At 48.0% G+C, this 13731-nt stretch carries 9 protein-coding genes; 5 read left to right on the forward strand and 4 right to left on the reverse strand.

Annotated features, from left to right (window positions below; translation table 11 throughout):
• Positions 1-98: 98 nt before the first annotated feature.
• Positions 99-1085, forward strand: a complete 987-nt coding sequence (locus tag V5J35_RS19090; RefSeq protein WP_354008675.1) for a Nudix family hydrolase — start codon at positions 99-101, stop codon at positions 1083-1085.
• Positions 1086-1154: 69 nt separating this feature from the next.
• Here V5J35_RS19090 and V5J35_RS19095 read toward each other — a convergent pair whose 3' ends face one another.
• The gene (locus V5J35_RS19095; protein WP_354008676.1) at positions 1155-2207 is read right to left on the reverse strand and encodes a hypothetical protein; all 1053 of its coding nucleotides are present in this window, start codon (positions 2205-2207) and stop codon (positions 1155-1157) included.
• A gap of 238 nt (positions 2208-2445) precedes the next feature.
• Here V5J35_RS19095 and V5J35_RS19100 point away from each other — a divergent pair, with 238 nt between their 5' ends.
• Positions 2446-3717, forward strand: a complete 1272-nt coding sequence (locus tag V5J35_RS19100; RefSeq protein WP_354008677.1) for a hypothetical protein — start codon at positions 2446-2448, stop codon at positions 3715-3717.
• Here the strand turns inward: V5J35_RS19100 and yacG are convergent.
• Both yacG and V5J35_RS19110 read right to left on the reverse strand, forming a co-directional pair.
• The gene (gene yacG / locus V5J35_RS19105; protein WP_354008678.1) at positions 3683-3901 is read right to left on the reverse strand and encodes a DNA gyrase inhibitor YacG; all 219 of its coding nucleotides are present in this window, start codon (positions 3899-3901) and stop codon (positions 3683-3685) included. The genes V5J35_RS19100 and yacG overlap by 35 nt on opposite strands.
• A 51-nt stretch (positions 3902-3952) precedes the next feature.
• A complete protein-coding gene (locus tag V5J35_RS19110) occupies positions 3953-4885 on the reverse strand; it encodes an outer membrane protein assembly factor BamD (RefSeq protein ID WP_354008679.1) in 933 nt (310 codons plus the stop codon).
• 280 nt (positions 4886-5165) lie between these two features.
• On the opposite strand from V5J35_RS19110, the gene rluD reads away from it, so the two are divergent.
• The 3 genes from rluD (at position 5166) to clpB (ending at position 9519) form a co-directional block, all read left to right on the forward strand.
• A complete protein-coding gene (gene rluD / locus V5J35_RS19115; RefSeq protein ID WP_354008680.1) occupies positions 5166-6125 on the forward strand; it encodes a 23S rRNA pseudouridine(1911/1915/1917) synthase RluD in 960 nt (319 codons plus the stop codon).
• A gap of 15 nt (positions 6126-6140) precedes the next feature.
• Positions 6141-6890 (forward strand): peptidoglycan editing factor PgeF, encoded by a 750-nt coding sequence (gene pgeF / locus V5J35_RS19120; protein WP_354008681.1) that lies wholly within the window; start codon positions 6141-6143, stop codon positions 6888-6890.
• 61 nt (positions 6891-6951) lie between these two features.
• Positions 6952-9519, forward strand: coding sequence for an ATP-dependent chaperone ClpB (clpB, locus tag V5J35_RS19125; protein WP_354008682.1), 2568 nt, complete (start codon positions 6952-6954; stop codon positions 9517-9519).
• A gap of 277 nt (positions 9520-9796) precedes the next feature.
• Here the strand turns inward: clpB and V5J35_RS19130 are convergent, their stop codons facing one another.
• Positions 9797-13714 (reverse strand): protein-tyrosine phosphatase family protein, encoded by a 3918-nt coding sequence (locus tag V5J35_RS19130; RefSeq protein ID WP_354016475.1) that lies wholly within the window; start codon positions 13712-13714, stop codon positions 9797-9799.
• Between the last annotated feature and the right edge of the window lie 17 nt (positions 13715-13731).

The raw sequence follows: 13731 nt of genomic DNA on the forward strand, positions 1-13731 counted from the left end.
CTCGACCCAACCTACTTTTGACTTCTGACAGTAGTCATAATGCTTAAATTATGGCTACTCTATGTCTTTCTGTCTGATTTCATGAAATGAGCTTTACCATGGCGAAAAAACAACAATCGGATCAAAAACAGTCTGACTATGTCGTGCATGTCGCAGTGGCAGTGATTCGTGGCGACGACGGCCGAATACTGGTTGCCAGAAGGCCGGACGACAAACACATGGGCGGTTTGTGGGAATTTCCCGGTGGTAAAGTCGAGCCGGATGAGGATTTAAAAGAAGCTCTGAACCGGGAGTTGATGGAAGAGCTGGATATCACCGTTAGTACGTTTCAGCCTCTGATCACGATTCAGCATCAGTATCCTGAAAAAACGGTGCTTCTTGATACCTGGCTGGTGTCGGGCGTTAACGGAACGCCAAAGGGGAACGAAGGACAGGAGGTGCAATGGGTTGAAGCTGACGGCCTGACCGGTCTGGATTTTCCTCCGGCCAATGAGCCCATTGTTAACGCTGTTTTGCTGCCGGGCCAGTATATGGTGACCGGGCTGTTTTCTTCTGCGGCCGAGCTGATTGAAAAGGTGAGTCGACAGCTTGAGAACGGATTACGCCTGATTCAGTTCCGGGCTCCCTGGTTGCAGGAGAAGCCTTATTTGCATCTGGCTCGTGAACTGCACCATCTGTGTCAGCCGTTTAATGCAAAGTTGTTGTTAAAGGGTGATCCGGAATTATTGCAGGAGACATGGTGTGACGGTATTCACCTGCGTTCTGATCAATTGAGTATCCCGGCTTCCGAATGGAAAAGATACCGTCGGAAAGGGCAGTGGCTGGCAGCATCCTGTCATAATGAAGAGCAGCTTCGTGCCGCCGAAGTGGCAGGCATGGACTTTGTGACACTGTCACCAGTACGGCCAACCAAATCGCATCCGGGGCGTTTGTCTATGGGGCACGAAAGGGCAACTGAATTGACCCTGTGCAGTAGGGTGCCGGTTTACTGGCTTGGAGGATTAGGGCGTTCCGATGAGTCGCTGGCTATTGATTGTGGGGCTCAGGGAGTCGCTGGTATAGGAGCTTTCTGGTTAACCCATTAGATTATGTGGCTGATTTTTTACAGTTCGATTTTGCACACCAAAGGCATTGACTGTTATTGATAGTACTGATTATTTCCAGAATGACAATCCACAGCAACTATAGCACTGACTCACTCCGGTGGCTTCAGATAGCTTATTATCTTCATCAGCCTGACTTGTATTATTTACTTGACCAATGTCGTTTTGCTCAGGCATTAAAGTAACAACCAGTCCGTCGATGGGGGTGGGTCTCTGGCCTTCAAGAGTCGCACCCGTAACTTCTAACCTACTTAGCGAAACGCCTCCGTCACTGGTATAAGAAAGTGAAGCTTCAGCCGAGGCTGAGAGTTCTATATTATAAGTTCCGGGAGGATAAATCTCATCGAGATTCGATTTTATTGCCCTGATATCCTGGTGTATTTCGTACAATCTTCTATCCATGTTGCTATACAAACTGTTACCGACTTCAGGATCTGAATAGTAGTTTGATGTTTCATATTGGATGCCCTGATTTCTGTATGAATCCTGGCGTGTCGAGTAAAGTATTTCTCCGGTTAAGGTGATGGTTCCGTCTTCATTTGTGACTACAGAAAGCACAGAGAGTCTCGAATGCACAATGGTGTTGTTAACTTCAAATGTCCCTATAGGAAGAAGTATATTGCGATTATTTACCCGTTCAAAATTAGAGGTAAGCGCTTGTAAGTGCTGTGAGTTTAATAAGGGAGTTCCTCTCCAGAGTCCCGAAAGATTATATCTTTGATAGGATCTACTCTCATCCTGTATAAATGTGCAAGCAGATTCACCATCGACATATATTTTGCGTTTTTTTTTCCATTTGTTGGCTGGCGGCGTCAAATGCCTGGTAATAACCTTGCGGGATTGAATGGGATTATCAGTATCAACAGGGGAAGGTGCTACAGTAAATCTATGCATAGTGGCACCATCAGAAACATAGATTACATCATCTGCATTTTTCTGCCCCTCTTTTCCTGTTAAACACTCTTCTTCTACCTTTATCTTTCTGCTGGAGCCATCTTTCGTTGTAATTTTATAGGTCCTTGTTTTTGGGGCGGCTTTACAGATCAGTGGAGTGAGGAGTGCTATCAGGCATAAGATCAACCCGAGGATTTTGAACTGAACCACTTTTCTCTCCTATACATCACTGCTTATAAATAAAGCCAGTTCCCGCACAAAACGAAATCAGCCTGCTGGCCTGATAATCAGAGGGCTTCAAAGGTATAAAAAATGCAATACGCAGTGTAGGTTGGATTTGGCCAGCCTTCCTTATAATATTTTTGAAGAACTGTTCGGTATGGTCAGGTCTGGCTAGACTATAAAAAAATTTATTAATTCGTTTAACTTAATTTGAGGCAGGGACGCCATGCTGGAAAGACTTCGAAAACTGGCGGGAAATTATGGTTTTACAGGACCTGGCAGAGCGGGTCCGAAACCATTGAACCGTGGGAAACATAAGTTTCGAAAGGTGTCCACAGCCTCTTTGCCAACAGAAATTCCCCGTGATCCAAGTCCGTATACTGTATCCAGACCCCGTCAGGTGGCTCAGCATGACCTTGCAACCAGTAATGACTATTACTCCCAGACTGGTCAGACAGATCCAGACATTATCCCTTCCATGAATACCCGTCCGCACAATGATTTCTGGACACCTGTGTCAGGTCAGAAAAAAGATGCGGATACCGTTGATCATAAACATATGCTTGTCAGTCCCGGACTGGCGGAAGCTGAAAGGTATTCCGGCGAATGGCATGTGAAGACACCCGGGTACGAATCAACCGGTGTAAAGCTTAAACGTTACCTGCAGAAAATGATGTACTGGATCACCGGGCAGCGCTATAAAGCCGATTATTACGACAACAAGCAGTTGCTTGCCCAGAAAGAAGTGCTGGCAGCCAATGTTTACAGGGAAGTGGTGAGTTCGGAAAGTGATGATCACTTTAACGGTGCTTATAAAGTTGGCTATTCCATGAAAGAGGCTGGGTCATCTTCTGGCGAGGATGAACATTGTATCGCCAGCAGACATCTGCAGGGCTATGACAATGGTCATCGTCTGGTTCAGAAACCTTCAGACAGTTCTTCACCGGTTCTCTGCACCCGGTTTCACAAAACACATAACCCTGTGGTGAATCTGGTTGTGCGCAGGTTTTTGCTGGGTGATGAGGATTACCTGAAGCTGGATAACTACATGTTTGCTCCAGATGCCGGTGGAGGTACAAGACAACGGCTGGTGAATATTGATTTTGGTATGTCTTTCTACAATCGCTGCAAACTACCCTCTAAATGCACCCTTGAACAGTTTCATCACAAGATGATGTCGCCTTCCATTAAGCATCGGGGTCAGTACCGTGGCCGCCACACCATACATACCGTGATTCAGGGGATGAAACGTAATGGCGAGAATATAGATGCGTTGATGAAGGGCGCTTTGGGCATGATTGCAAAAATGAGTGACGAAAAGCTGAAGGGGCTGGTGGGGCATGTGCATCATCCTCAAGCCCGTTCAGCACTGTTGCAAATATTGAAATTCAAACGAGACCAGGCGGCTGCCATTGTTGAGCCTGCAAGTCATCCCTGGCCTGAAGAGCCTGGTCGCTGGACACTCAGCGCCCTGGTTGGTCGAGTTCGTCCGACATAAGGTCATCAAAATCAGGGCGGCCGGGGATTGAATGTTCTTCGTTTGCCCAGGCTCCGAAGTCAATCAGTTTGCAGCGCTCAGAGCAGAACGGTCGGTATTTATTTTCCTTTTTCCATTCAACCGGCTTGTTGCAGTTGGGGCATTTTACGGTGGTTGGCATGACTAAAACTAAATCCTCTTTCATTAAAAAAGCCTCTGCAGGCAGAGGCTTTTACTGTTCAGTCCCGGGAGCTGATTACTGATCCTGAGCTGGCGGCTTTGGCGTTGACTCCTGAGAAAGGGCAGGAATATTTTCCAGTTGTTTGTCGATACCGGAGTCCCCGAACAAACCGAAGGTCACGGTATAAAGTAGTGACGGGTTCACATCGCCAAAAGACTGATAACCAATAAATTCGCCTTTTTCGTTCAGGGCATCAGACTCAGGGTAATTCAGTCGCAGAACTTCCAGCGCTTCGTTCGCCGGCTCGATCAGCCCCATTCGCTGATAGCCTTCAATCATGATCGCAAGAGCCTCTGGAACTGCGGGGGTTTTTTGCAGGTTTTCTACCACATAACGACCACGGTTGGTGGCTGCGACATAGGCTTTACGCTTCATATAGTAATTAGCAGCGTGTATCTCATAGGCAGCCAGTCGGTTGCGCAGGGCTATCATGCGCTGTCGGGCGTCCGGCGCATAACGGCTGTCCGGGTAGCGGTTTAGCAGTTCGGAAAACTCACCAAAAGACTGTCGGGCCTGACCGGGATCACGCTTGGTGTAATCCAGTGGCAGATACCGTTCCAGAAGCCCCATGGCTGAAGTATTGGACGCCAGTCCTTTCATGTACAGGGCGTAATCAGCGTTCGGGTGATTGGGGTGCAGGCGCAGGAAGCGGTCAGCAGCAGCGCGTACTGCTTCCGGCTCATAGTTCATGAAGTAGGCGTAAATAATATCCAGTTGGGATTGTTCAGCAAAGCTGCCAAATGGATAACGGGATTCCAGGGTGCGAAGCGTTTTAATGGCGTCATCGTACTGCCCGCTGTCGATGGACCGGGTGGCCATCTGATACATTTCGGCTTCAGACAGCGTCTCCGGTACTTCTTCATCCGTAGTGGATGCACAGCCCACCAGTGCTGCACTGATAAACAGAGCGGACAGGATGCGGGTAATATTGAATTTGAATATTCTCATGACTTTTATCGGTTTCCGTACTCCGGCATGCATTTTTACGGATAGGGATCAGCGGCGATTCACCCTAATCTGCATCGGTGGATATGATAAACTACCGGGTTTGTTAATCAGTCTAATTTAAACACAGTCCGCCTGAAACGGAAAGAAAGCACACGGGAGAATTGCTCCACCGGTGCAGTTTAGTCGTTATAGCGAACATGTAGTAGCCATATAGTAGCTATTAGTTAGTAGCTATGCAGCAACGGGCGGACGTATCTTTTTTTGTTTGAGTATTAATTGAATGAGTGAACAATTCGATCAGCAGGTCGTTGTGCCTGACGAATTAGGTGCGAAACGCTTTGACCAGATCGCCGCCGCCTGCTTCCCTGATTTTTCCCGGGCGCGCCTGCAGGAATGGATCAAAAATGGCGACCTGCTGGTCGATGGTAAGCAGCGTAAGCCCAAAGAAAAGCTGGTGGGTGGTGAGACTCTGTCATTGTCCGTAGTCGTTGAAGACTCTGAACACTGGCAGGCAGAAGAGATTCCGCTGGATATTGTGTATGAAGATGACGATATTCTGGTGATCAACAAGCCTGCGGGCCTGGTGGTACACCCGGCAGCGGGTAATCGCAGCGGCACTCTTTTGAATGGACTCCTGTTCCATTGCCCTGATCTGGCATCGGTACCCCGTGCCGGTATTGTTCACCGTCTGGATAAAGACACCACCGGTCTGATGGTGGTTGCCAAAAACCTTGCGGCACACACCGATCTGGTGGCGCAGTTGCAGGAACGTTCGGTGAGTCGTGAATATGAAGCGATCACCTATGGTGTTATGACAGCGGGAGGAACCGTCGATCAGCCTATTGGCCGTCACGCGACTAACCGTTTGAAGATGGCGGTCACTGCCGGTGGTAAACCCTCTGTCACCCATTACCGGGTCCTGCAGAAATACAGAAACCATACGCATATCCGCTGTAAGCTGGAAACCGGTCGTACCCACCAGATTCGGGTACATATGAGCCATATCCGTTACCCATTGTTTGGTGATGAGACTTATGCCGGCCGTCTGCGCCTGCCAAAAGGTTGTGGCGAGGACATGATCGAACAGCTGCGTCGTTTCCGACGTCAGGCACTGCATGCCCGCCGTCTGGGTCTGATTCACCCTGCAACCGGTGAGTTTATGGAGTGGGAAGCGCCCCTGCCAGATGATATGGTTAGCCTGCTGGCGCTTCTGACAGAGGATGCCAGAGAGGCAAAATAATCCGAGGCAGTCCCTATGACCTTTGAACACCGCTACCTGATTCCCGACTGGCCGGCTCCGGCCTGTGTTAAAGCTTGTGTTACCCGGCGGGAAGGCGGTGTCAGCCAGGGAAACTTCAGCAGCTTCAATCTTGGCCTTCGTTCCGGGGATGCTTCTGAGCATGTTCTGGCCAATCGTCATCAACTGCGTGAGGATTATGGCTGGGACTGTGAACCGCAATGGTTAAGGCAGGTTCACGGCACACATGTCGTGAAAGCTTCAGACAGCTCAGAGGAGCAGGAAGGCGATGCTGTCTGGACGGACTCTTCTGGTTTGCCCTGTGCCGTTCTGACCGCAGACTGTCTGCCGGTGCTTTTCTGTGACCGTAACGGTTCAACCGTTGCAGCCGCTCATGCAGGCTGGAAAGGGTTGCAGGCGGGTGTGCTGGAAAATACGCTGAAGGCTATGTCATGCCCTGCATCAGAGGTCATGGCCTGGCTGGGGCCTGCGATCAGCCAGAAGCATTTTGAAGTAGGGCCTGAGGTTCGCTCCGCATTTCTTGATATTGATCCTGAAGCGGCAGCCGCCTTTACTCCCGGAACCGGTGATCGCTGGCATGGCGATCTGTACCAGCTGGCACGACAGAGACTTGGTTCAGCCGGAGTGCCTGCCATTTATGGTGGTGGCTACTGCACCTTTGAACAGCAGCAGACGTTTTTTTCTTATCGCCGGGATGGCAAAGAGTCAGGTAGACTGGCAAGTGTTATCTGGCTTGAAAAAAACTAATCCGGTCGCCATATAAAACAACAGAAGCAAACAAAACGGTGGCAGACGCAGGAGAAAGCCAATGCGAGCTGACAGACTAACCAGCAAATTACAGTCCGCGCTGTCTGATGCGCAGTCGCTGGCGATCGGTAAAGACCATAATCAGATTGAACCGGTACACCTGCTGATGGCCCTGATTGACCAGCAGGGCGGTTCGATCAAACCACTGTTAATGCAGACCGGCTTTAATATTCAGCAACTGTCGGAAGAATTAAATCAGTTACTGAATCAGGTACCTGTTATCAAGAACCCGACAGGTGATATACAGCCATCGCAGAATACTCTCAGGATACTGAACCTTTCCGACAAGAAAGCCCAGCAGGAGGGCGACCAGTTTATTGCCAGTGAAACCGTGTTGCTGGCGATGATGGAAGGCAATACCCCTCTGGCAAAATTGCTTAACAGTCAGGGGGTTAGCAAACAGGCACTGGAAAATGCCATTAAAAACATTCGTGGTGGTGGAACCGTTGATGACCCGAATGCTGAAGATAATCGCAACTCCCTGAGTAAATACACCGTTGATTTAACGGCTCTGGCTGAACAGGGCAAGCTGGACCCGGTGATTGGTCGAGATGATGAAATTCGTCGTACGATTCAGGTCCTTCAGCGTCGTACCAAGAATAACCCGGTGATTATTGGCGAACCGGGTGTGGGTAAAACGGCCATTGTTGAAGGACTGGCACAGCGGATAGTCAACGGTGAAGTACCGGAAGGCATTAAAGGTAAACGACTCTTATCGCTGGATATGGGTTCCCTGATTGCCGGGGCCAAGTTCCGGGGTGAGTTTGAAGAACGCCTGAAAGCCGTATTGAATGACCTCTCCAAACAGGAAGGTCAGATCATTCTGTTTATTGATGAACTGCATACCATGGTGGGTGCGGGTAAGGCTGATGGTGCGATGGATGCGGGGAATATGCTCAAGCCCGCACTGGCCCGCGGTGAGCTGCACTGTGTGGGGGCGACGACACTGGATGAGTATCGTCAGTACATTGAAAAGGATGCCGCCCTTGAGCGTCGTTTTCAGAAAGTGCTGGTGGATGAGCCTACTGAGGAAGATGCCATTGCTATTCTGCGCGGTTTGAAAGAGCGCTACGAGGTGCATCATGGCGTGGATATCACCGACCCGGCGATTGTTGCTGCTGCACGACTGTCGCAACGCTATATCACTGACCGGCAGTTACCGGATAAGGCTATTGATCTGATCGACGAAGCGGCCAGCCGGATTCGCATGGAGATGGATTCCAAACCGGAAGCTATGGATCGTCTTGAGCGCCGTCTGATCCAGCTGAAAATTGAACAGGAAGCGCTGAAGAAAGAAGACGACAGCGCATCTAAAGAGCGTCTCAGTCGTTTAAATGAACAGGTTGCAGAGCTGGAGCGGGAATACTCTGATCTGGAAGGTGTCTGGAAAACCGAGAAAACGGTTCTGCATGGTTCTCAAAAACTGAGGGAAGAAAAAGAGCAGTTGTTAATAGAGCTTGAAGCGGCTCGCCGTCAGGGGGATCTGACGAAAATGTCCGAGATCCAGTACGGTCGCCTGCCGCAGCTTGAGAAAGAGCTGGAACAGGCAGATGCAGCGGATGCGGGGGATCTGCAACTGCTTCGAAACCGGGTAACGGATGAGGAAATTGCCGAAGTTGTATCCAAGTGGACGGGGATTCCAGTTGCCAAAATGCTGGAAGGGGAGCGGGATAAACTGCTGCGAATGGAAGAGGCTCTGCATGACCGGGTGATTGGTCAGGATGAAGCGATTGTCGCTGTTTCCAATGCAGTGCGTCGCTCCAGAGCCGGGCTGTCAGATCCGAACCGTCCAAATGGTTCATTTATGTTCCTTGGCCCTACCGGCGTAGGTAAAACGGAGCTGTGTAAAGCGTTGGCGCAGTTCCTGTTCGACACTGAAGATGCCATTGTCCGGATTGATATGTCCGAGTTTATGGAAAAGCATTCTGTCTCCCGCCTGCTGGGAGCGCCTCCGGGTTATGTGGGGTACGAAGAGGGTGGTTATCTGACCGAAGCTGTACGTCGTAAGCCGTATTCTGTGGTGCTGATGGATGAAGTGGAAAAGGCACATCCTGACGTGTTTAATATCCTTCTGCAGGTCTTGGAAGATGGTCGTCTTACTGACGGCCAGGGGCGAACCGTTGATTTCAGGAACACCGTTATTGTAATGACGTCGAACCTTGGCTCGGATGTTATCCAGACCATGCAGGGAGAAGACTTTGAGGCGTTGAAATCTACCATGATGGATGTGGTGGGTCAGCATTTCCGCCCTGAGTTTGTTAACCGTATTGATGAGCTGGTGGTGTTCCACTCTCTGACCCGTGATCAGATTGAAGGCATTGCCAGTATTCAGATTCAGCGTCTTAATAAACGACTGGCTGAAAACGACCTGTCACTGACCCTGTCAGATGAAGCCATGAAAAAACTGGCGCAGGTCGGGTTTGACCCGGTATACGGCGCTCGTCCACTGAAACGGGCGATTCAGCGCAGTATTGAAAACCCGCTGGCTGAGGCGATTCTCTCTGGTCGTTATGTGCCGGGCGATACCATCAGGGCAGTGGTCAGTGAGGATAAAATTAATTTTGAGTAATGGCTGATCACTACAACTAATGTTCTGGGGAGCAGGGTCTACTGCTCCTCGTTCTTTACCTCTGCTCAGTGCCTGAGCCTGCCTGTTTTTGTCCAATGGGTGGGTTCAACGCTGTCTGAAGTTCTGGGAAAACGGGACTAAGCCGCTTAACTTTCTCAAACTGGATATTTCAGTGGAAACAGGTATCAAGAACAAGCGAAAGACGTGTGACTGGGACGAAGACTACATGATGAAGGTTCTCGGGCTGATTGATTTATGATCATGTTTTTGCCGTGGATCACTCTCTAACCGTGGAGGTTGATTGCAACATGTGGCGGGCAGTTTCTCGCACAGACCTGACCTGAGTTGGTGTTTGAATAAATTCCCAGTGTCGGCACAGCTTTCCTTGCATGATGGTGTCAATCACCATTTCATCAAGGTTATTCTCGGTAACCTCTCCCGCCAGTAACTTGTGAGCCATATTTTCTGCGGCAAAGAATGTTCCTGTTCGTCCCAGTCCGGCAAGGCAATTTACCACAATTTGTTTACCTTCACAGGCTGCTTTTTCCTCTGTCACCAAGGCGATAAGCTCTGTTAAAAGTTCGGGAGGCATGCCTTTGTGATCAGGCCAGAACGGACAGGAAATTTGCCGCACTACACGCTCACCGTTTGGCCCTGAAACCGAAAATGTTCGAACGGTAACTTCTGGTGCTTCTTTTTCCGCGAATTCTGGATTCGTTAGGCGATGGAATTTCACTATTTTTTGACCCAGTTTACGAATTTGATAACCCCCATCCAGTATCAATGGCTTGTCATCGGAAATTTGCGCCCAGTGAAACCGGTAGAAGCCTTTATCACTGTGTCGGTCCTCGTCGTGAATCAAATCCAGGAATAGTCCGACATTTTCCTGTTCAGCCATTCTAAGGACAGCGGGCATTTCTTTAGGAACAGGCCCCTTCATGGCAATACCTGCCTGCCGGTTGTCATAAATAATTCTGTGTGCGCTCAGTTTCAGGCTTTTCTTTGACTCATCCGCAACGGAAACCAGAGTGTCAGTCCGAAGCTCCGACTGTTTACTATCAACCGGTATTTTACTTTGTATCTTTTGGAGACTGTTTTTTTCCGTTATGCCCAAAGCTTTGGCGAGTTGCTTTATTTTTTCTTTAAATGGCAGATTTTGAGTGGATTGAATTTGTTTTGCCTTCTTATGACCTGATAGTTTTTCTTTCAGCTTTTTGTGGTTCTGCTTGTCATATTTTATAGCCTGAAGGCTTTTGGCTGTTTCTTCTTCGCTGCTTGTTTTACTTAGAACAACAAGGCAGTTCGACAGCTTTTGATCGAGTTCTCTAATGACCCGTTTTCCTTTTTTAGATACAGTGCTTTCTATCGCTGTAGCAGCCGTATTAAGTATCTGGCGAGTAACACCGACAGCCTTTTGATAATCCCCGGTCTCATGGATATCAGGGTGCTGGATAATAATATTCTCACAAAGAGTGTCGATAAATTTCATCAGCTTATTATTGATGAAATTTAAGATGTTTGCATTTTTGCGATCCGGAGTGCTTTCCGTGATAATTTTCCTGTACGACTCCCTGACTATCTCAACTTCCCCGCAGGAATTCCATTCTAGCTGCTTAGTTCCAGCTTCCTGGTCCTCGCCGACACATTGAGTCGTTTTTGCTAATAGATCGGTCTGCTCCTCGATATCAGGAAGTACATCTTTAATGCGTTTCCATTCCCTGGAAAAAAACTGTTCTGTGGTGCACCCATGAAAATAACGTAGGACATAGAACTGACTCAGCATTGGAGGTAAAGAATCAGGATTCAGTTTAGAGCCAAGTTTTTTCATATATTGGGAGAAACGTTGCTTATGTTCGTGAAAAGGGAGTTTTCCATACTCTTTATGCACTTCTTCAGTGTGTTTCTCGAGCCAGTTTTTTAACAGCGTCATTTTCCGTTGTAATTCCCGATATTCATGATACTGTGTGGATTGTTTTTCTATTTCGGTTGGAATGCCATCCCAATGGCTATCAAGGACAAGCTGATACAGCTTTCTTGCACTGAGACTGGAGGCTTTGTCCGTTGTGGTAGTCATATCAATCGTGGTGGTCATTTCTTGTAGTGAGGCGGGGTCAAGCTGATCAAGACTGCTGTATTGTCCATGAACCAATTGTTTAAGAGTTTCTCGAGTACCCCCTGACCCAAAAAGCTGGATAAATCCTAATTTCGGGTGAATGACATTAATCGGGTAGGAGAGTTCCTGGTCGTACTCTTGTTGAGATTTAACATCTTCCCCTATAAGATAAGGCACTTTTACCATATGAAGATGCATGCGAGAACTCTCTGCAAAAACTTTCTCCTGCTTTGGTCCATAAAGTTTTGAAATATCTTCTCTCTCCGACAACGTCTGCTTAAAAATGTAAAAATGCAGCTCTACATTCGGGTCTCTAACGTCATTAAAGCTATTAGCAAGCGTTCTTGTTATCGAAAGTAACTGGTTTCCACTTATGGAAACTTCTACAATCCCCAATTTTTTATACCCAGCCTGATAGGCTTTAGTGGCCTCTCCAATCAAGGCTTTAATATGAGCACTGGTTGATTTAGGCTCGGGTTTAGCAGTAGAAATCATTATTTTTGGTCGTGCAGAGGCTGGAATATAGGGTTCCAGAAAGTCATATAACAGAGTGCCGCCACGCTCCATCGTAAGAATTACCTCGCAGGGAGCCCGGGATATTTTTTCTCCCATTTGTCTCAAGGCATCCTGTTGTTGCTGCAGATATTTCCAGTAAATGATTCCGGCACCCTCCCTGTGGCGATGACCTTTTCGAATCAATTCAATTCGTCTGCATACTTCGTCAGGTTCCAGATCCGGTGATTCAAGAAAGTCAGGGGTTAGTGCTTCTGGTTGTGCAATAAATATCTCCGGATTAGTGATACGAACGACATTTAACTGTTCAAAAGGCGTTTGATTATGTGGCTGCTTATTTTGGGCTGGCAAAACCTCAGTTTCTGATGTTTTTTTAACGATTTTACAGGGCTGTGGGGGATAGTTTATAAAATTTGGCAGTCGTTTTTGGGCAGTTACGTCTTTCAGCTTCTCCATTCTGGATTGGCTGTCACGGGAAGCCTTTTCTGACGACGTTGTTGAATCGGGTGTGTCTTCAGGTTTGATAGAAACCGTTTTTTCACTCAGGCTCTCAAGGGCCTGATATCGCCCTGCCATCAGATTCCTGAGTGTCCCTCTCGGTCCTTCATCACTGTATAACTGAAGAAGCCCCTTTTCAGAGTGAATGACGTTAACAGGAACGGTTTGATTTTCACCATATTCAAGATATTTATCTACATCTTCTCCATGCAAGAAGGGTGTTTTTACGGAATGGAAATGAATGAAGCTATTATTAGATACAATCGTTTCCTGTTTCTTTCTTTGAGAATTTACGAATTCAGGAGATGTAACTATTGTTTGTTGCATTACATAAAGATGGAGTTCAGTACTAGTCTCCAATTTAGCGCCAGCTCTCTCCAGTTTTTCAGTATACTCGGAAAGATGCCTTAAAATGTATAACATTTGCCCACCAGTGACAGACACTTCTACAAGACCTATTCGCCGATATCCCTGATCGTAGGCTTCCTGAATCTGCCTCAGCAGATATTCCATAGTTGCGGCCCAGGTGTTTTCCTCGAGTTTCGCAGTTGATATTACAGCTTTCGGGCGCCCCTTCTCTGGAATATAGGTTTCAAGACAGTCGTATAAAAATGTACCACCCCGTTCCATCGTGAATATAATTTCACTGGGGTGTTTGGCGACTTCTTCACCAAGGGCTTTCAGGGCTGTTTGTTGCGCTTTCAGGTATTCCCAGTAGATCAGTCCCCCATCTTGTTTGCCACGTTGCCCCTTGCGAACATGCTTAATGTGTTTTTGTAATTCCTTGGGGGCGGCAGTGCCTATGTAGTCTGGGTGCAGCATATCAGGGGATTTAAGATATTTTTCCGGATCAGGAATACGTATCACCTTCAATCGTTTAAAGGCTGCCCCCCGCTGGTCACCGGTTAAATCAGGTGAGTCAAATTCAGTATTGTGAGTCGGAGACTCAGGTAACTTTTTGCTAGAAGGCTGACCGTCACAGGTCTCCCCAGCCGCTTCTTCGGTTGGATGTGGGCGTTTAATGTTGTAAGGCTTGTTAATAAGCGGATTGCTGGAAATGTGTGCGTCCATTGCTGATCACCGAGCGA

Source organism: Endozoicomonas sp. NE40, assembly GCF_040549045.1.
In the GTDB taxonomy this organism is placed as follows: domain Bacteria; phylum Pseudomonadota; class Gammaproteobacteria; order Pseudomonadales; family Endozoicomonadaceae; genus Endozoicomonas_A; species Endozoicomonas_A lisbonensis.

What these genes read in the sequence shown, in the direction of transcription:
- V5J35_RS19090 (WP_354008675.1), top strand. Translation starts at nt 99, where the DNA reads ATGGCGAAAAAACAACAATCGGATCAAAAACAGTCTGACTATGTCGTG.
- V5J35_RS19100 (WP_354008677.1), top strand. Translation starts at nt 2,446, where the DNA reads ATGCTGGAAAGACTTCGAAAACTGGCGGGAAATTATGGTTTTACAGGA.
- yacG (WP_354008678.1), bottom strand. Translation starts at nt 3,901, where the DNA reads ATGAAAGAGGATTTAGTTTTAGTCATGCCAACCACCGTAAAATGCCCC.
- V5J35_RS19110 (WP_354008679.1), bottom strand. Translation starts at nt 4,885, where the DNA reads ATGAGAATATTCAAATTCAATATTACCCGCATCCTGTCCGCTCTGTTT.
- rluD (WP_354008680.1), top strand. Translation starts at nt 5,166, where the DNA reads ATGAGTGAACAATTCGATCAGCAGGTCGTTGTGCCTGACGAATTAGGT.
- pgeF (WP_354008681.1), top strand. Translation starts at nt 6,141, where the DNA reads ATGACCTTTGAACACCGCTACCTGATTCCCGACTGGCCGGCTCCGGCC.
- clpB (WP_354008682.1), top strand. Translation starts at nt 6,952, where the DNA reads ATGCGAGCTGACAGACTAACCAGCAAATTACAGTCCGCGCTGTCTGAT.
- V5J35_RS19130 (WP_354016475.1), bottom strand. Translation starts at nt 13,714, where the DNA reads ATGGACGCACACATTTCCAGCAATCCGCTTATTAACAAGCCTTACAAC.